This is a genomic window from Caballeronia sp. LZ033, from assembly GCF_031451265.1.
Lineage (GTDB): Bacteria > Pseudomonadota > Gammaproteobacteria > Burkholderiales > Burkholderiaceae > Caballeronia.
On the sequence record NZ_JARUXQ010000003.1, the window covers coordinates 1173636 to 1191455 of the forward strand.

Below are 17820 nucleotides of genomic sequence, written 5' to 3' on the forward strand. Positions count from 1 at the left end.
AATAAAGCTAAAAAAACGAAAATATTGTCTGCACGGTGAGGCCTTCTTTAATCGCTCCCGCGTCGTGCCACGTTCAAAAAAGATCTCGCGCATTAAAAAAAGCGCGCATGCCGGAAATGAAAATCCCGCGGATATTTTTTCGATTTCTTTTCCTTAGAATCGGCTCATGACATCTTCAGGAGCGGAACTCATGGCCTCGCAGCTCAAAGCGATCATCACCGGCGTGTCAGGACAGGACGGCGCGTATCTCGCCAAGCTTCTGCTCGACAAGGGATACGAAGTGGTCGGCACGTATCGCCGCACGAGTTCGGTGAACTTCTGGCGCATCGCCGAACTCGGTATCGACCGTCATCCGAAACTGAGCCTCGTCGAACACGACCTGACCGATCTCGGCTCCAACCTGCGGCTGCTCGAAACGGCCGAAGCCAGCGAGTTGTATAACCTCGCCGCGCAGAGCTTCGTCGGCGTGTCCTTCGATCAGCCGTCGACGACAGCGGGCGTCACCGGTCTCGGCGCGCTCAATCTGCTGGAAGCGATTCGCGTGATCGATCCGAAGATCCGCTATTACCAGGCCTCCACGTCGGAAATGTTCGGCAAGGTGCAGGCCATTCCCCAATGCGAGGAAACACCGTTCTATCCGCGCAGCCCGTACGGCGTCGCCAAGCTGTTTGCGCACTGGACCACCATCAATTACCGCGAGTCGTATGGCATCTTTGGTTGCAGCGGCATTCTGTTCAATCATGAGTCGCCGTTGCGCGGCCGTGAGTTCGTGACCCGCAAGATCACCGATACCGTCGCGAAGATCCGCCTCGGCAAGGAAGAACTGCTCGAACTCGGCAATCTCGATGCGAAGCGCGACTGGGGCTTCGCGGCCGAATATGTCGAGGGCATGTGGCGCATGTTGCAGGCCAGCGACCCCGATACCTATGTGCTCGCGACCAACCGCACCGAGACCGTGCGCGACTTCGTGCGCATGGCGTTCGGCGCGGCGGGCTATCAGCTGGAGTGGGCGGGCAAGGGCGAACGCGAGCGCGGCATCGATGTCGCCACCGGCCGCACGCTGGTGCGGGTGAATCCGAAGTTCTATCGCCCGGCTGAAGTGGATCTGCTGATCGGCAGCGCGGACAAGGCGCGGGAGAAGCTCGGCTGGCAGCCGAAGACCACGCTGGAGGAACTGTGCAGGATGATGACCGAGGCGGATCTGAAGCGCAACGAAACCCAGCCCGGCTTCTGACGCGCCATGGCAAGACGCGCACTCATCACCGGCCTCAACGGCTTCACCGGCCGGCACATGGCCGCCGTTCTGACGCAGTCGGGCCATGACGTCTGGGGCACGGTCACGTCCTCTCCTGAGGACGACGTGCCGAACGCTGTCGGCATATCCGTCGATCTGCTCGACATGGAGGCGCTCAAGTCCTTCGTCGCCGATGCCCGTCCGGATGTGGTCGTGCATCTGGCCGCCGCCGCCCATGTCACGGCCAATGCGCCGGGCAAGACGTATATGGTGAACATCGTCGGCACGCGCAATCTGCTTGCCGCGCTCAGCACGCTCGACAAGAAACCGCGCGCCGTGTTGCTCGCGAGCACCGCGAACGTGTACGGCAATGCGGCCGTCGAGACCATCGACGAAGAAGTGCCCATCCAGCCCGCCAACGACTACGCCGTCAGCAAGCTGGCGATGGAGCACGCGGCCCGGCTCTGGCTCGACCGCCTGCCGCTGGTCTTCGTCAGGCCGTTCAACTACACGGGCGTCGGGCAGAGCGAGGACTATGTGCTGCCGAAGATCGTCGGGCATCATGCGCGGCGGGAGGCGCGCATCTCGCTCGGCAATCTCCACGTGAGCCGCGATTTCTCGGATGTGCGGGATGTCGTCGCGACTTACGCGAAGCTGCTCGACGCCGCTCCGGCAGGCCAGACCTTCAACGTCTGCTCCGGCCGCAGCCATTCGCTCGGCGAGATGTTGCAGATGCTCGCGCGCATCGCGGGCTATGAGATCGACGTGTTCGTCGATCCGCGCTTCATGCGGCGCAATGAGATTGCGCGGCTGGTCGGTTCGAATCGCAGGCTGCGGCAGGTGATCGGCCAGGTGCCGCATACGCCCATTCATGAGACGCTCGAATGGATGTACGACTCGATGAGCGCACAAGTCGCGGCTTAGTGGGTGCTTCAGACTTCAGGCCGGCCTTTCCCAAGGCCGGCCTGAAGCACGTCAGTGCATCGGTCCTTCCGCAATCGCTTCCTCATAAACCGCTGCCACGCGCTTCGCGATCACCGAGCGGTCGAAGTGCTCCCACGCATAGCGCCGGCAAGCCGCTTCGTCCGGCAGGTCGAGCGTGCCGTCGAAGGCCGCGATCAGGCCGTCCGCAATCGCATCGACGCCCGTCGACGCCAGCACCAGATCCTCCGACAGCCCGCGCACCGCTTCCGGCAGACCGCCCACCGGCGTCACCAGCACCGGCGTTCCCGATGCCAGCGACTCCACCGTAATCAGCCCGAAGCCTTCGAGCGCGACCGTCGGCACGATACTGAGGTCCGCCGCGCGATACAGCGAAGCCAGCTGCTCGTCGGGAACGAAGCCGAGCAGGCGGACGTTGTCGTCGAGACCGGCGGCATCGATACGGGCCTGCAACTCTTCCGCAAGCCGCCCCTTGCCCGCGATCAACAGCAGCACATCGGGCACCTTCTGCTTGACGCGCGTGATGGCGTCGATCAGCGATTCGAGCCCCATGCGCCGCACCAGCCGCCGCACCGCAAGCACGATCGGCCGCCCCGCCGGCAACTGCAATTTCCGGCGCGCTTCCGAGCGGCTCAGCTTCTGGTCGAACTGCGCGACATCGACACAACCCGGCACCACGCGGATGCGTTCTTCCGGCACGCCGTAACGCGCGCTCAGGATCTGCCCGAACGCTTCCGAGAGCACGATCAGCCGCGACGAACGCGCATACACGCGCCGCTCCAGCATCAGCTTCGCGCGCTGACCGAGCGTGTCCGCGCCTTCGACATGACTCTCGTCGGCCCACGGCCCCTGGAAGTGCGAGACCTGCGCGATGCCGCGCGTCACATCGAGTCCGGGAAACGTGTACAGCGCGAAGTGCGACGAGACGACGTCGGGCCGCTCCATATCGAGGCTGGCGCGCAAGGCGCTGCGTGCGTTCATCAGGCGGCGCGGCAGCGACTGCGCGGCCGGACCGAAACCACGGATGGCGCCGCCCGAATCGACCGCCACGCGCGGCGAACCGGCAACCACACCGCGCACCTCGACGCCCGCCGCCGGCAGCGCGCCGACCAGCGTGTAGTACATGCGGTCGAGGCCGCCCGCGCGCTCCGGAAACCAGTGCATGCCGATTTGCAGGGACTTGATGGATGGGGTGCTCATGGCTGTTTCCTGTTCGGGTTGATGTCAGACGCGCGATTGCGCGGATGCCGCCTTCAGTGTCGTCACGTTGTCGCTGCGCTCATGCCGCGCGAAGCTGCGATAAAGATCGAGATAACGCCGCGCCATGCGCGCCCAGTTGAAGTCCGCCGCGAGCGTGCGTGCCGCCGCGCCCATGCGCACGCAGCGTTCGCGCGACGCCGCCAGTTCGCCGATGGCGCCCGCCAGCGCGACGGCGTCGTCGGGATCGGCGAGCACGATGCCGCAGTCCTCGCCGATGATCTCCGCGCCGCCCGCCGTGCGCGCCGTGATGACCGGCAGGCCGGCGGCGAGCGCTTCCAGCAGCGAAAGGCTCATCGCTTCATAGCGCGACGGGAACACGAAGGCATCGACGGAATGCATCAGCGTCGGCATGTTCTTGACGAGCCCGAGAAAATGCACGCGGTCCGCAATGCCGAGCGCGCGCGCCTGCTCCGGATAAGGACTGCCCGCCAGATACCCCGCGACGACGAGCTGCACATGCGGCGGCAGCGATACCAGTGCGTGCAGCACGGTTTGCAGGTTCTTGCGCGGCGTGCGCAGGTCGCCGACGAACAGCAGCAGGAACGCATCGTCCTTCAGGTTGAACGCCGCGCGTTCGGCAGAGGCCGCCGCGAAGGCTTGCGTATCCACGCCGTTGTAGACGACCTGCACGCGCTGGCTCTCGATGCCGCCCGCGCGGATCTCGTCCGCCACCTTCTCCGATACCGCCGCGATCACCCGCGAACGCCGGTACGCCCAGCCTTCGAGCCAGGCATTCAGGCGGCTGTAGATGACCTGATACGCCGACCACGCGCCGCCGCGCAGCCGGAACGGGTAATACGGGCTGCGGGTCCAGCCGCCATGCACGAAATGCGCGGTGTTGACCTCGGCGCGCGCCCAGGTGATGAAGCCGTTCACGTGCAGGACGTCGTAGGCATCGCGATGCGCGCGCAGCCACAGTGCGCTCTTGATCGCGAAGACCTGTTGCTTGACGAGGCGCGTCGGCCAGAAGCGGCCGGCGATCACCGGCACCCAGCGCAGCCGCGCGTGAGCGAGCAACTCGGGCGCGACGTGCGATGCCACGAGAATTACCTCGTGCCCCTCGGCCAGCGCCGCGCGCGCGATTTCGTAGTTGACGCGGCCCTGGCCGTCGTTATGCCGCACCACGTGGGTGACGATCGCGATTCTCATTGGCTAGCCTTTGATGTTGAAAGAAGAGAGATTCGCGGCGGCGCACGAGCTTCGCATGATGGCGCGCGGCGATGATCGCAAACAGGCTCGTGAACAACAGCGATCCGCCGGTGCTGACGAAGGTGTTGGCGAACAGCAGGATGCCGATCATCGAAAAGGCCAGGCTCAGCGCGGCCTGCGCGAACTTGTCGTCGCGCAGCGAGAACGACGCGCGCCACGCCCGCACCAGCAACAGCGCGACGCCCGCCATGTAGAGCAGGCCGCCCGGCCAGCCCAGCACGAAGGGCACGTTCATCACGCCGCTGTCGAAGCTGCCGTACTTGCCGAGATCGCCGTTCGCGCTCGCCAGTTTCGTCGAGGTGCCGGTGGCGCCGAAGCCCTCGCCCGTGACATCGGTGAAGGCGGTCACCATGAAGTTCGTGTAGAACTCGTTGCGCGCGGCATAGCTGCTGTCGTTGCTCAGGTTGGTCATGGTCTGGAGGCGTGTGCCGAGCTTGTCCGCCACCGGCCCGATGGTCAGCAGCGGCACCGACAGCCCGACGAGCACCACCGCGCCGAGCACGATGCGCAGCCGCACGCGGTTGCTCGCCTTGAGCAGTTGAAGCAGCATCGCGATGATCCAGCCGCCCCACGCCGAACGCACCATCGACAAGGCGAAGGAGACGAAGCCGAGCGCGCCCGCCAGCCAGCGCGCGCGCTGCGTGCCGGCCATCACCAAGGTCAGCCCCGCCATCACGACGAGCGCGAACGGGCCGGACGAGTTCATCGTGCTGAAGACGCGCACGCCGAGCGGCACCGGCTCGCCTTGCGAAGCCATTTGCGAGCCGATCATCCACAGGGCGTCCCAGGCCGGCATGATGAAGAACTGCACGATGCCATAGGCGCCCATCAGCAGCAGGCCGTAGACGAAGGTATCCAGCAGTACCTTGCGGTACTTCGGATACTCGTGTGCGTTCACCATGATGTGAAAGCCGATGAGCACCGGATACAGCCAGTTCGCAAGGTCGTAGGTCGCCGCCATCGGGCCGCTGGACGCCACGCCGATCAGGTAGGCATACGCGATGCCGAGCAGCATCAGCAGCATCGGCAGGCCGCGCCGCTGGGCCAGCACCCTGTACTGGCGCAACAGGGTGAGGCCGCAGATCATCGTGACGACGAGCGGTGCGATCTGGATCAGGCTCGTCGGCGTGAACGCGCCGCGGCTCCAGTCCGCGAGACGCCGCACTTCCGGGCTCAGGAACCAGACCCACCACATGAAGCCGATGTACCGCGCCGGGCTGCGGAAGTAGAGGTAGAGCGCCGCGCACGTCGCCAGCAGCGGAAAGGCCAGCGTGAGCACCGTCCCTTGGCGCGCCAGCACCAGCAGCGCGGTCAGCCCCCAGACGACCGCCTGCGCGGTCCATTCCGGCGGACCCTTGCGCGCCCGGCGCACGGTCTTGACCCGGCCGGCGAGGTCGCGTGACATGGGAGGCAGCGGCGCGGCGTTCATCTCGTCAGCTCGCGCGGCGCGAATACCGCCTGCCCGTTTGGCGCGGCATCGTTCGCGCCCTGCGCGTGTTCCAGCGCGGCGCGCGTCAGCCGCACATGCTGGAGCGCGAACTCGCGTGTCGTGTAGTCGCGGGCGATGAAATGGCGCATGGCGGCCTGCGCCCGCGCCAATGCGAGCGCGGGATTGACGCGCAGTTCATCGAGCGCGCGGCGCAGCGCCGGCGCATCGTGCGCGGGCACGTAGGACACGTGTCCGGTGCCGAAGTAATCGCGCAGACCGCCCACATCCGTGACGATCACCGGTTTGCCGAGCGCGACGGCTTCGAGCAGCACCGTGAGTCCCGAAGCATGCGTGTTCGCGCGCAAGGGCACGACGATCACATCGGCCCAGTCGTACAGTTCGCGCGCCGCGTTCAGCCCGATGGCCGGTGCGATGCACACGTTGTCCGCGTGCAGCGAGGCCGGCACGCGACGGCGCGTCGCGATGCGCACGTCGTAGCGTGCATCGTCGCGCAGCGCCGTGGCGAGCGTACGCCAGTCGCGGTCGCGGTCATTGCCGATCGCCCCGACGCGCAGCGGTGTATGCGGCGTCCATGCGCGCGGCTCGGCGAGCGCGAAGTCCTGCAGGTTCAGGCCGTAGAAGACCTGCTCCGCCTCGCGGCCGAAGTACTCGCGCACCAGCGCGGCATTCACGCTGGAATGCGTGGTGAGGATATCCGCGCGCGCAATCAGCTTGCGATAGATCCAGCGGCGCACCGCGCCATAGCCGGGCCATTTGTCGAGCAGCCAGATCGACTGCGCAAGCAGCAGCGGCCTGCCCTGCGCGCAGCCCTTGAGCAGCAGCAACAGCGCGGCGGACAGATACTCCTGCTCCGTGTGCGTCCATACGGCGTCGCAGGCGAGTATGGCCTCGCGATTGCGCCACGTATGAATCAAATCGAAGCCAAGCGCGGCCTTCAACGCGCGGCGCAGGAAGCGCATCGGCTTGCGTTCGTCGGCATCGCGCGAGTAGGTCAGCGTGAATTCCGCCGACTCCGCATGGTGATAGCCATACAGGCAGCCGATGTTGTCGCCCTGCCGATACCGCGCCGGATCGGCGCCATGGAAGAGATGCACATGCACGTTCGTCATAGTGTCCTCGCAGCGGGAAGCGCAGGCGTGTCCGACGTGCGCGCGCGGCGGGCCTCAGAGCGCGCCTCGCGGGCGCCGCTGCGCACCGCGCGCCAGCGCCGCCATGCATGGGCCACGCCGCCGCGCGTCGCGAGCAGCGCCTGCGTCAGGCCCGGATAGACCTTCGTGCCGATCAGCGCATACCACCACCACGCCAGTTCGCGATGACCCGGATCGAGCTGCTCGCTCAGGATCAGATGGAAGTTGTAGGCGGCATCGCTCAGTGCGCCGAAGGTCTGGGCGTCGCGCCGGTCGTCGTCGAAACGCTCGGCCGGAAAGTGATCCACCGCGACCAGCGGGTCATAGCGCACCGTCCAGCCCGCGCGCCGCACGTTCATGCTGAACGCCATGTCGTTGTGAACCTGGGCGCCCGCGCCACGCAATCGCGTATCGAAACGCAGCGCGCCCACCGCCGCGCGCCGGTAGCTCATGTTCGCGCCCTTCAGCATGCGTACGTCCCGCGCCGGTCCCACGCCGAGGTGATGGTTGCCCACGATCCGGCCCGTGCGGCGCACCACGCCCACTTCGTGGCGCGCGCCGTCCAGCACGCGGCCCTTCTCGTGGACCCAGTCGCGCCCGCCGAGCGCACCGAGGCGTTCATCCTCTTCGAACGCGCCGGCGATACGCGCAATCCAGTCGGGATGGGGCGCGGCGTCGTCGTCGGTGATCGCGACGATCTCGCCTTGCGCCGCCTCCAGCCCGCGATTGAGCGCCGCCACCTGACCGCCCGCGCCGGTCTCGATCACGCGCAACATGAAGCCTTGCGCGCCCTTCAGTTCGATCGCCAGACGCCGCGCCGTTGCTTCGTCCTCGGGACGCGCGATCACCAGCACTTCCTCTGGCAGGCGCGTCTGCGCCCGCAGCGCCGCCAGGCAGCGCTTCAGGTCCGCCGGCCTGCGATAGGTCGGCACCACCACCGAGACGCTCAAGCTCATGGTCATGGTCTGTTCTCCCTCAGTGGCCCGCATACTCTTCCACCGCTGCGTAATGGGCGCGCCCGTAGCCGCGCGCGCGTTGTGGCGTACCGTTCAGGATCGCGCCCTGCACGACGATGCCCGCCGTACGCAGGCGCCGCGTCGCTTCGCTGATTTCGCCTTCGTTGTGCGCACCGGAGCGCAGCACGAGGAAGTTCGTGCCCGCCATCTTGCCGACGATCAGCGCGTCCGTGACCGCGAGCACCGGCGGCGTGTCGATCAGCACGGCGTCGTATTTGCGGGCGAGCGCCTCGAGCGTGGGCTGGAGTCGCGGCGACATCAGCAGTTCCGACTGATTGCCCGGACGCTTGCCCGCCGCGATGAAATCGAGCGATGGAATCCGGGTCGTGCGGATTGCCTTCTCCAGGCCGATCGTTCCCGCCAGCAGTTCCGCGAGGCCCGGCTCGCGCCCGGCGCTCAACGCGCGTTCGAGCTTGCCGCGCCGCATGTCCGCGTCGATCAGCAGCACGCGCTTGCCGGTAGCCGCGAGCAGCACCGCGAGGTTGGCCGCGAGAAAGCTCTTGCCGACGCCCGACGCCGGCCCGGTCAGCATCACCACGCGATTGCGCGCTTCCATCAGCGAGAACTGGATCGACGTGCGCAGGCTGCGCATGATCTCGACGCAGACGTCGTTGGGACGCAGCATCGCGAGAATGGGCGCTTCGAGGTCGTCGTGACGGCGGCGCTTCACGTCGGTATCGAAACGGGTTTGCTCGGCGCTGTGCGGCACGAGCGCGAAGATCGGCAGCGAGGAGACGCGTTCGAGGCGCTCCGGATCGTCGATGCCCTTGAAGATCGCGCGGCGCGCGAACACGAAGCCCGTGCCGAGGATCAGCCCGAGAATCACCGCCGCCGACATGATGAGCACCTTCTTAGGCTTGACCGGATCGCCGGGTCGCAGCGCGGCATCGACGATATGCACGTTGCCGCCCGTACCGGCCCGCTGCACCGAAAGCTCCTGCACGCGGTTCAGCAGCAGCACGTAGATGTCTTCCGCCACCTTCGCGTCACGCTGCAACGCCACCGCCTTCACTTCCGATTGCGGCAGATCGCGGAAGCGCGACGCATAGCGCTCGCGTTGCGCTTCGAGTTGCGCGAGTTGCTCGCGCGCCGTCGTCAGCGCCGGATGCAGATTGCCGTAGCGCTGTTCGAGCGTCGTGATCTGCAGGCGCAGCGCGGAAATCTGCGCCTCATAGCCGATGCTGCCTTCGAGATAGACCTTGGCTTCGTCGCTTGCGTTGATGACGCCCGCCTGGCGCTGATACTCGGTCAGCGCAGCTTCCGCGTTGTGCAGGTCCGCCTTGAGCCGCGGCTCCTCGGTGCGCAGGAAGTCGAGCATCTTGCCGGCGTCGGCCTGCTTGGTCTCGATATGCTGGCGCAGATACGACTGCGCGAGCGCATTCGCGATCTCGGCGGCCTTGTCCGGATTCTGGTTTTCGAGCGAGATCTGGATCACGCCGGTCTGCTTGCCCTGCTCGGTCACCGTGATGCCCGACTGGAAGCTTGCAATCGCCGAGAGATCGTTGGCGCGTATCACCTTGAAACGCGTGCCGGGCCGGGCCACGAGCTGCTTCACGAGCAGCGTGACGCCCTGGCCGCTCGCCTCCGCGCCTGCCTGTCCCTGAAGCAGCGCGTGTCCCTGCGGGTCGGCCAGCGCATAGCGCCCGTCGCCGAGCGCGGTGAGCATCAGTTCCTTGCCTTCCCACTGCGGCTCGACCTCGATCGAATCCAGCTGGATGATCTCGCCGCCCCACGCATACGACGCCATGCCGAACCACGGCTTAGCCGGCACGCCGGGCGTCGCGAAGCGTGCCGCGAGACTGCCGAGCAGCGGCAGCGTCACCGGCGCAACCGAGAAGTTGAGCTTGCATTGCGCCACCACCGGCGCCACCACGCCGCGGCTCTTGATGATCTCGATTTCCGCGTCGGTGGGCAGCGCGCTCGATCCCGAGTTGATCGCCTGGCCGGTTTGCGTCTGCGTGAGCGCCTGCGACGTGTTGTCGTTGGTTTCGACGCGCACGTGAGCATCGGCGGAATACACCGGCCTCGCGAGATAGCAATACACGGCCGCGCACAGCACCACGAAGGCGAAGACGCCGATCAGCCAGCCGATGTCGTCGATCACGGCCTGGATCAGATTGCCGAGCACGACGTCTTCCTCGTCGGGCTTCTGCATGAAGGGATGCACTTGCATGTTCACGATTCGACTCCCTTGTTCGATGCCCGCTAGCGCGTCAGCTGCTTCAGATAGAAGAGCGTCTGCAAGGTCGGCAACACCTGGTTGATCAGGCGGTTGAACTGCACCGCGCCCGCCGTGCCCACGTAGACCACGTCCTGCGGACGCAGCTGGAATTGCGTCGAGAGCAGCAGCGAGTCCGGCTGCGACATGTCGAGCCGGAAGATGTCGGGCCGCGCCGGATTGCTGCGCGCGCCGCGCACCACATAGATCTGGCGCACGTTGGCGTCGGTGTCGAGTACGCCGCCGGCAAGCGTCAGCGCATCGGCGATCGACGCGCGGCCGCGCACCATGTTCACCGGCATCGGCGTCTTGACTTCGCCCATCACGAAGATGCGGCTGTCGTAGCGGTCCGGAATGTTGATGATGTCGCCCGACTGCAGCATCACGTTCTGCGAGATGTCGCCGCGATCCAGCACGCTGTTGGCGTCGAGCACATACAGCTTGCCGCCGCGCGTCAGCCGCACGCGCTGGAGATCCGCCTCGGACGTGGTGCCGCCCGAGCGCGTGATGGCGTCCACGAGCGTCAGCGGCACGTCGCTCACGGCGAGCGGGCCGGGCTGCTTCACTTCGCCCGTCATCGCGATCTTCTGGCTGCGATACGCCAGCACGCGCACGTCGAGTTGCGGGTTCTTGATGTACGGCGCCAGCGCGGCGGCCAGCTGGTCGCGGATCTCGCCGGTCGTCTTGCCCGCCACGCGCACGCGGCCGATGAACGGGAAGAAGATCATGCCGTCCGGCGACACGGTCTGGCCGTACGGGTCCGCCTGTCCCGGCAGCGCCTGCGTGTAGGGCTGCCGGAGCGCGCCCGCGACCGTCTGCGTGGTGTTGCCGCCGGTGGAGAGCGTGCTGCCCTGCGGCGTCGTCAGTTCCGGGTGATCCCACAGCGTCACGCCGAGAATGTCCTGCGGTTCGATGCGATACACGTACTGCGCTTCATCGGCGAAACGCGCGGGCGGCAGCGGCTGCGGGGCATCCGGCGCCGCCTGCTCCTGGGCGATCACGTCCGCCGTGATGAGATGCACCGGATAGGTCGCGGTGGGCGTCGGATCCTTGTCTTCGAGCCGCGAGGTATTGAGGAAATTGCCTGGCGCCGTGCTGCACGCCGACAACAACGCCGACATGAAAGACGTCAGCAAAAGAACACGGGGTATCAGCATATTTTGTCGAGCCATCCAAGCACCAGCCGTTCGATCAATCCAAAGCTCTCGCGATAGACCGCGTCATGCGCGCCGTACGGGTCGGCGACTTCAGCGTCTTCCCACTTGCCGAGCAGATGCACCTTGCCGCGCGTGGTTGGCGCGAGCTGCGTGACCGCGCGCATCTGGCTGCGCTCCGGGACGAGGATCAGGTCCGCGCCGCGCGCCATGCCGCGGTCGAAACGCCGGGCGCGATGCTGTGACGAATCGAGCCCCTGCTCCGCCAGCAGCCGCTGCATGGCCGGGTCGATGTCCTCGCCTTCGTGGGCGTAGAGTCCGGCCGAACGAAACTCCATCGGCCGGACGCCGCGCCTCGCCAGATGCGCGCGGAACAGCACCTCCGCAGTCGGACTGCGGCAGATGTTCGCGTGACAGACGATCAGGACGCTCCCGAACATCGGCGCGTTACGCCACGCCTGCTGGCACGGCAACGTGGCTCACGCGCGTGCCGCGTCCGATCGCGTGATACTCGATGCCCATCTCGCTCAGCGTCTCCGGCTCATAGAGATTGCGGCCGTCGAAGATGACCGGATGCCGCAGGCGACGCTTGATCGCATCGAAATCCGGGCTCTTGAACACCTTCCATTCGGTGACGATCACGAGCGCATCCGCGCCGTCGAGCGCGTCCTTGTGATTCGCCGCATAGGAGAGCCGCGCGCGCGCTTCGGGCAGGCCCTGAAGGTCGAGTGCGAAGACGCGGCGCGCTTCGTCGGCGGCCACCGGGTCGTACGCGACCACTTTCGCGCCGCGCGCCAGCAACGCCGCCGCGAGCACGCGGCTGGGGGCGTCGCGCATGTCGTCGGTATTCGGCTTGAACGCGAGGCCCCACAGCGCGAAGGTGCGGCCTGTGAGGTCGTCGCCGAAGCGCCGCACGATCTTGTGCGTGAGCGTGTCCTTCTGCGCCTCGTTGACGTCCGACACCGCTCTCAGGATGCTCATGTCATGGCCGAACAGCGACGCCGTCTGGATCAGCGAGCGCACGTCCTTCGGAAAGCACGAGCCGCCGTAGCCGCAGCCCGCATAGAGAAAGTCATAGCCGATGCGCGGGTCCGAGCCGATGCCGCGCCGCACCGCTTCGATATCCGCGCCGACGCGGTCCGCGAAATTCGCCAGCTCGTTCATGAAGGAAATGCGCGTCGCGAGCATGGCGTTGGCGGCGTACTTGGTGAACTCGGCGGACTGCACGTCCATATACAGCGTGCGCTCGTGATTGCGGTTGAACGGCGCATACAGGCGCTTCATGCGTTCGCGCGCGCGTTCGCCGGGCACGTCCTCGTCGCAGCCGATCACGATGCGGTCCGGCCGCGTGAAATCCTCGATCGCCGCGCCTTCCTTCAGGAACTCCGGATTCGATACCACCGAGAACATGTGGTCCACGCCGCGCGCGTCGAGCTCGTACTGGATCGCGGCCTTGACGCGCCGCGCGGTGCCGACGGGCACGGTCGACTTGTCGACGATGGTCTTGAAGCCGTTCATGTAGCGGCCAATGTCGCGCGCCGCCGCGAGCACGTATTGCAGGTCGGCGGAACCGTCTTCATCCGAAGGCGTGCCCACTGCGATGAACAGCATCTCGCCGTGCTCCACGGCCTGCTGCACGTTCGACGTGAACGCGAGACGGCCCGCCTCGCGATTGCGGTCGATCACGTCTTGCAGGCCCGGTTCGTGAATCGGCATGCCGCCGCCGTTGAGAATGGCGATCTTGCGCTGGTCGAGGTCGAGACACAGCACGTCGTTGCCGATGTCCGCGAGACACGCGCCCGTCACGAGCCCCACGTAGCCGCTGCCGATGATCGTCAGTTTCATGATCCAACTCCAGGTGTTGATGATTTGGCCGGTTGCATGGACCGGACTCAGTAGGCGTTCGCGCCCGCGAAGCCCTTCCACAGCGTCATCGCGACAATCTTCATGTCGAGACCGAAGGTCCAGTGCTGCATGTAGTAGAGATCGAGCTTCACGCGGCCCGACATCTTCTCGATGCGGTCCGTCTCGCCGCGAAAGCCGTTGACCTGCGCCCAGCCCGTGATGCCCGGCTTGATGCGGTAACGGTGCATGTAACCCTTGACGAGGTCCTTGTAGATGTCGTCGTGCTCCAGCGCGTGCGGGCGCGGACCCACCACCGACATCTCGCCCTTCAGGACGTTGATGAATTGCGGCAGCTCGTCGAGACTCGTGCGGCGCAGGAACGCGCCGATCTTCGTCACGCGCCGGTCGCCGCGTTGCGCCTGCGTGATCTGGCCGGCGGCTTCGTGATGAACCCGCATCGAGCGAAACTTGTAGATCCTGAATTCACGGCCATCGATGCCCTTGCGCCGCTGGCGGAAGAACACCGGTCCCGGCGAAGACAGCTTCACGCCGATGGCGATCGCCGCCAGCAGCGGCGCCAGCGCGACCAGCACGCAGGCGGCGAAAACGCGGTCGAACACGCGCTTGGGCAGGACCTTGACGTCGGTAATGGGCGAGGCGGCGAGGTTGATCGCGGGCACGCCCAGCAGATCGACCACCGCATGACCGAAGAACGACAGGCTGCGTACATCGGGGATGAAGCGCACGTTGACGAAGTCGTCGCGGAACTCGGTCACGATGCGGTGTATCGTCGGCTCCTGCGAGATGGGCAACGCGAGCCACAGTTCGCGGACGGCGCGCTCGCGCACGTGTTCCGCGAGCAGCCCGAAATCGCGTTCGATGCGCACGCCCAAGAGCGCGTCGCCTTCCATCGCGGCATGCGAGGCGGCCGGATCGAACACGCAGACGGGACTGAAGCCCGCATCCGGACGGCCGCGCATCTGCTCGATCAAGAACGTCGCATAAGGCGCCGAGCCGATGATCGCGACCGTCTTCTGGTTGAAGCCTTCGCGCCGCAGCAGCTTGAGCGTGGTATGCACGAGCGCCTTCGAGACGATCAGCAGGCCCACCGTGCAGGCGGCCCAGTACGCGAGCCAGCCGCGCGACAACGAGTCCGCGCGATGAATGCTGAAGGTGAGCAGCACGCCCGCGCTTTCCACCAGCAGCCACGCGAAGGTCGCGCGCAACAGCAGGTCGTAGACGGGCTTGCCGCGCCACGACTGATAGATCCCGAGCGCCGGAAACGTCATGATGGTCAGGACGCAGGAGAAGCCGAGCAGGGTGCGTTCGACGTCGCCGAGCCAGACGAACTCGCCCGCTGCGAGCGCGGCGGCAAGCAGCGCGCCCAGCACCGCCATGGCCAGATCGGCGACTCTCGATATCACACTCAGCATTGCATTCCCCTCGGAACGAAGCACACGTTTATCTGTTGTGAGCGTCATGCCAGTTCGCATGACGCAGTGCATGGGTGGTATGGAACTGGAATAAATATGGCGCTGCAACACCGAAAATATGCGGCTTCAATCGAGCGGATTTATTTGCGGATTTTTTATCGGCGAGCGCCTTTGTTCGTGCGGGTCCGGGTGGTATCGGGATGGGAGAGAAATAAATCGCACCTGAGTCGAGGGGCTTGTATGAAGCAGAAACCGCGCGGATTTTTTGATGCGTTTTTTCCTTTTATCACGCGGTTTTCTCCATGCTAAATATGACGGGTCCGCTTTTGCGATCACGCGCCAGGAGGCACACCATGAATGCACCAGACACCGCGCTTGCGAGCGCATCCACGATCGACGCCGGCACCGGCGTACGCCTCAGCATTCAGCCCGTGATTCTCGCGGGCGGTTCCGGCACCCGGCTATGGCCGATGTCGCGCGAACACTTTCCGAAGCAGCTCATCGGGCTGATCGGCGAGCAGTCGCTCTTGCAGGCCACCGTCAGCAGGCTCGACGGTCTCTCCGCCGCCGGACTGCGCGTGGCCGATGCGGTTGTCGTCTGCAACGAGGAACATCGCTTCACCACCGCCGAGCAGTTGCTTGGCCAGGGCCGCCGCGCGCGGCTCGTGCTGGAACCAGTGCCGCGCAATACCGCGCCCGCGCTCACCGTCGCCGCGATGCACGCGCTTCGTGGCGGCGAAGACGCCGTGCTCGTGGTGATGCCGGCGGATCACGTGGTCGCCGATCAGGACGCGTTTCATCGCGCGATCCGTGAAGGCGCGCGCTGTGCGGAAGCCGGCGCGATCGTCACGCTGAGCGTCGTGCCGACCCATGCCGAAACCGGCTACGGCTACATCAGGATGGGCGCCGCGTTGCCCGGCCACGGTGCGTGCAGCCTCGACCGCTTCGTGGAAAAGCCGCATCTCGAACTCGCGCAGCACTATCTGGCTTCGGGCGAATACGGCTGGAACGCGGGCATTTTCATCGTGCGCGCGTCGACCTGGATCTCGGCCATCGAGCACTATCAGCCGGCCATGTATGCGGCCTGCGTCGCGGCGTTCGAACACGGCGACGACGACGGCGAATGCCTGCGTCTCGAACGCACGGCGTTTGCGTCGTCGCCGTCGGATTCGATCGACTATGCCGTGATGGAACAGATTGCCGGCGAACGTGGCGACGACCACTTCACCGGCGCGGTCGTGCCGCTGGATGCAGGCTGGTCGGATGTGGGCTCGTGGGACGCGATCTGGAACATCCTGCCGAAGGACGATGCATCGAACGTGGCGCGCGGCCGCGTGATGTTCGAAGGCGCGACGTCCACCTACGCGCATTCGGAAGGGCGTCTGATCGCCTGCGTGGGCACGCGCGATCTGGTGGTCGTGGAAACGGCGGACGCCATTCTCGTCGCCGACAAGTCCTGCGCGCAGGACGTCAAGGCCATCGTGGGACGCATCAAGTCGGAACAGGGCCGCGAGGCCGCCGATCATCGCAAGGTGCACCGGCCGTGGGGACATTACGATTCGGTGGATCAGGGCGACCGGTTCCAGGTCAAGCGCATCGTCGTGAAGCCGGGCGCGCGCCTGTCATTGCAGATGCATCATCATCGCGCGGAGCACTGGATTGTCGTGCGCGGCACCGCGCTCGTCACGCGGGGCGGCGAGACCTTCATCCTCGCGGAGAACGAGTCCACCTATATTCCGATCGGCGTGCAGCACCGGCTGGAGAACCCGGGCAAGATGCCGCTCGAAATCATCGAGGTGCAGTCCGGAACGTATCTCGGCGAAGACGATATCGTGCGCTTCGAGGATACGTACGGGCGTCAGTGAAGTGACTTGCTGAAGACGCGCGGGGCGCGCCGGGCAAAGTGGGTCAATGCCCGCTTTCGGCCGCCACGCGCTCTTCGCCGACATAAGCTTCGCGCGCCGCCCGCGCCACGTCCGCGCGCGTGGCTTGCGCGGCAATCCAGCGCCGCGCCCACTCCAGCGCATAGCTTCTTGCCTCTTCCATCGACTTGAAGCGCGGCCCGATGAGCCCCGAACGCTCGACCCGGCGACCGTCCTTCACGATCTCCGCCCAGCCGCGATACATGCCGCCGGACACGTCGCGCGCGATCGGGTAGATGCTGTAGCCGCGCGGGTCGCCGACCGGCGCGCAGGCCGGCTCGAACGGCGCCGGCGTTTCATACGGCCGCGCGGGGCGCGGCGCACGCACGCGCGGCACGATGACCGGCGACGCACTGGCCTGGGCGACGTCGCGCGCTTCGGGCAGACGGCGCGGCACCGCCGCGCCCCGCCCGGGCGGCAGGACATCGCGCGACTGCCACGATTCAGGGTTCTGCCAGAACACGCCTCGCAGACGGTCGCAGTCGTAAGACGGCGGGACCGGGCGCGGCGCGGTCTCCGCCACGGGCTGACGCGGCACGTAGGCGAAGGAGCGCCCGGCATTGGCCAGCACCTTGACGATCTCGATCAGCGTGCCGTTCATCTGCCAGTCGACAAAGCGGCGCCGGCACGTGGGCACGGTCGGATAGTGGCTGGGCAGCTTCGACCAGGTTTCGCCTGTTGTGAGGATCCACAACACCGCATTGACGATGGTTCGCGGATGCGCCCGGGGCCGGCCGCGACGGTGCTCGCGCACCTCGCTCTCGCCGATCAGAGCCGAGACCATCGCCCATTCGTCATTGCTGAGTTCATTGAAAAACATTGCGTTGCTCCATGCAGTCGGACTTCGCTGCGGATATCGGACGTCGCGCTGATCAAATCAAAGGAAGGCCGGCGCACGTCCGGCTCCCTGCACACTCTGCCCAAGGATCTCGAGGTACTCGCAAACGTTTGCTCAAACAACAAAAACGGTGCATCCGGTGAATTGCCAATCTCTCATGGTGCATGAGTTG

14 protein-coding genes are annotated in these 17820 nt (G+C 66.1%); 3 read left to right on the top strand and 11 right to left on the bottom strand.

Translation table 11 applies throughout. The annotated features are described in order from the left end of the window. The first annotated feature begins 190 nt into the window (after positions 1-190). Both gmd and QCE62_RS26580 read left to right on the top strand, forming a co-directional pair. Positions 191-1234, top strand: coding sequence for a GDP-mannose 4,6-dehydratase (gmd, locus tag QCE62_RS26575; protein ID WP_309817780.1), 1044 nt, complete (start codon positions 191-193; stop codon positions 1232-1234). A 6-nt stretch (positions 1235-1240) separates the two neighbouring features. Further along, the gene (locus QCE62_RS26580; RefSeq protein WP_309924993.1) at positions 1241-2158 is read left to right on the top strand and encodes a GDP-mannose 4,6-dehydratase; all 918 of its coding nucleotides are present in this window, start codon (positions 1241-1243) and stop codon (positions 2156-2158) included. A gap of 51 nt (positions 2159-2209) precedes the next feature. Here the strand turns inward: QCE62_RS26580 and QCE62_RS26585 are convergent, their stop codons facing one another. From QCE62_RS26585 to QCE62_RS26630, 10 genes are read right to left on the bottom strand one after another with little or no spacing between them, the layout of a single operon-like run. Beyond that, positions 2210-3376, bottom strand: coding sequence for a glycosyltransferase family 4 protein (locus QCE62_RS26585; protein WP_309924994.1), 1167 nt, complete (start codon positions 3374-3376; stop codon positions 2210-2212). Positions 3377-3400: 24 nt separating this feature from the next. Continuing rightward, positions 3401-4585: a glycosyltransferase family 4 protein gene (locus tag QCE62_RS26590; RefSeq protein ID WP_309924995.1), complete on the bottom strand. Its 1185-nt coding sequence runs from the start codon at positions 4583-4585 to the stop codon at positions 3401-3403. Continuing rightward, on the bottom strand, positions 4548-6074 hold the full coding sequence (locus QCE62_RS26595; RefSeq protein ID WP_309924996.1) for a glucose-6-phosphate isomerase: 1527 nt from the start codon (positions 6072-6074) through the stop codon (positions 4548-4550). The genes QCE62_RS26590 and QCE62_RS26595 overlap by 38 nt, the downstream gene beginning before the upstream one ends. Continuing rightward, a complete protein-coding gene (locus QCE62_RS26600; RefSeq protein WP_309924997.1) occupies positions 6071-7204 on the bottom strand; it encodes a glycosyltransferase in 1134 nt (377 codons plus the stop codon). Before QCE62_RS26600 ends, QCE62_RS26595 begins: the two co-directional genes overlap by 4 nt. Further along, a complete protein-coding gene (locus QCE62_RS26605; protein ID WP_309925324.1) occupies positions 7201-8172 on the bottom strand; it encodes a glycosyltransferase family 2 protein in 972 nt (323 codons plus the stop codon). The genes QCE62_RS26600 and QCE62_RS26605 overlap by 4 nt, the downstream gene beginning before the upstream one ends. A gap of 25 nt (positions 8173-8197) precedes the next feature. Then, the gene (locus QCE62_RS26610; protein ID WP_309925326.1) at positions 8198-10411 is read right to left on the bottom strand and encodes a polysaccharide biosynthesis tyrosine autokinase; all 2214 of its coding nucleotides are present in this window, start codon (positions 10409-10411) and stop codon (positions 8198-8200) included. A 32-nt stretch (positions 10412-10443) separates the two neighbouring features. Continuing rightward, complete coding sequence (locus QCE62_RS26615; protein WP_309924998.1) at positions 10444-11613, bottom strand: polysaccharide biosynthesis/export family protein; 1170 nt, start codon at positions 11611-11613, stop codon at positions 10444-10446. Then, positions 11607-12050 carry a low molecular weight protein-tyrosine-phosphatase gene (locus QCE62_RS26620; RefSeq protein ID WP_309817800.1) on the bottom strand — a complete coding sequence of 148 codons (444 nt, stop codon included), beginning with the start codon at positions 12048-12050 and terminating at the stop codon, positions 11607-11609. Before QCE62_RS26620 ends, QCE62_RS26615 begins: the two co-directional genes overlap by 7 nt. Positions 12051-12057: 7 nt before the next feature. Then, the gene (locus QCE62_RS26625) at positions 12058-13455 is read right to left on the bottom strand and encodes a UDP-glucose/GDP-mannose dehydrogenase family protein (protein WP_309924999.1); all 1398 of its coding nucleotides are present in this window, start codon (positions 13453-13455) and stop codon (positions 12058-12060) included. A gap of 47 nt (positions 13456-13502) precedes the next feature. Further along, a complete protein-coding gene (locus QCE62_RS26630; RefSeq protein WP_309925000.1) occupies positions 13503-14888 on the bottom strand; it encodes an undecaprenyl-phosphate glucose phosphotransferase in 1386 nt (461 codons plus the stop codon). Between the two features lie 353 nt (positions 14889-15241). Between QCE62_RS26630 and QCE62_RS26635 the strand changes: the two genes are divergently transcribed. Then, positions 15242-16753 (top strand): mannose-1-phosphate guanylyltransferase/mannose-6-phosphate isomerase, encoded by a 1512-nt coding sequence (locus tag QCE62_RS26635; protein WP_309925001.1) that lies wholly within the window; start codon positions 15242-15244, stop codon positions 16751-16753. A 43-nt stretch (positions 16754-16796) separates the two neighbouring features. Here QCE62_RS26635 and QCE62_RS26640 read toward each other — a convergent pair whose 3' ends face one another. After that, positions 16797-17630, bottom strand: a complete 834-nt coding sequence (locus QCE62_RS26640) for a transposase (RefSeq protein WP_309925002.1) — start codon at positions 17628-17630, stop codon at positions 16797-16799. Between the last annotated feature and the right edge of the window lie 190 nt (positions 17631-17820).

Coding starts and splice junctions, on each gene's coding strand:
- gmd (WP_309817780.1), top strand. CDS start 191: ATGGCCTCGCAGCTCAAAGCGATCATCACCGGCGTGTCAGGACAGGAC.
- QCE62_RS26580 (WP_309924993.1), top strand. CDS start 1,241: ATGGCAAGACGCGCACTCATCACCGGCCTCAACGGCTTCACCGGCCGG.
- QCE62_RS26585 (WP_309924994.1), bottom strand. CDS start 3,376: ATGAGCACCCCATCCATCAAGTCCCTGCAAATCGGCATGCACTGGTTT.
- QCE62_RS26590 (WP_309924995.1), bottom strand. CDS start 4,585: ATGAGAATCGCGATCGTCACCCACGTGGTGCGGCATAACGACGGCCAG.
- QCE62_RS26595 (WP_309924996.1), bottom strand. CDS start 6,074: ATGAACGCCGCGCCGCTGCCTCCCATGTCACGCGACCTCGCCGGCCGG.
- QCE62_RS26600 (WP_309924997.1), bottom strand. CDS start 7,204: ATGACGAACGTGCATGTGCATCTCTTCCATGGCGCCGATCCGGCGCGG.
- QCE62_RS26610 (WP_309925326.1), bottom strand. CDS start 10,411: ATGCAAGTGCATCCCTTCATGCAGAAGCCCGACGAGGAAGACGTCGTG.
- QCE62_RS26615 (WP_309924998.1), bottom strand. CDS start 11,613: ATGCTGATACCCCGTGTTCTTTTGCTGACGTCTTTCATGTCGGCGTTG.
- QCE62_RS26620 (WP_309817800.1), bottom strand. CDS start 12,050: ATGTTCGGGAGCGTCCTGATCGTCTGTCACGCGAACATCTGCCGCAGT.
- QCE62_RS26625 (WP_309924999.1), bottom strand. CDS start 13,455: ATGAAACTGACGATCATCGGCAGCGGCTACGTGGGGCTCGTGACGGGC.
- QCE62_RS26630 (WP_309925000.1), bottom strand. CDS start 14,888: ATGCTGAGTGTGATATCGAGAGTCGCCGATCTGGCCATGGCGGTGCTG.
- QCE62_RS26635 (WP_309925001.1), top strand. CDS start 15,242: ATGAATGCACCAGACACCGCGCTTGCGAGCGCATCCACGATCGACGCC.
- QCE62_RS26640 (WP_309925002.1), bottom strand. CDS start 17,630: ATGTTTTTCAATGAACTCAGCAATGACGAATGGGCGATGGTCTCGGCT.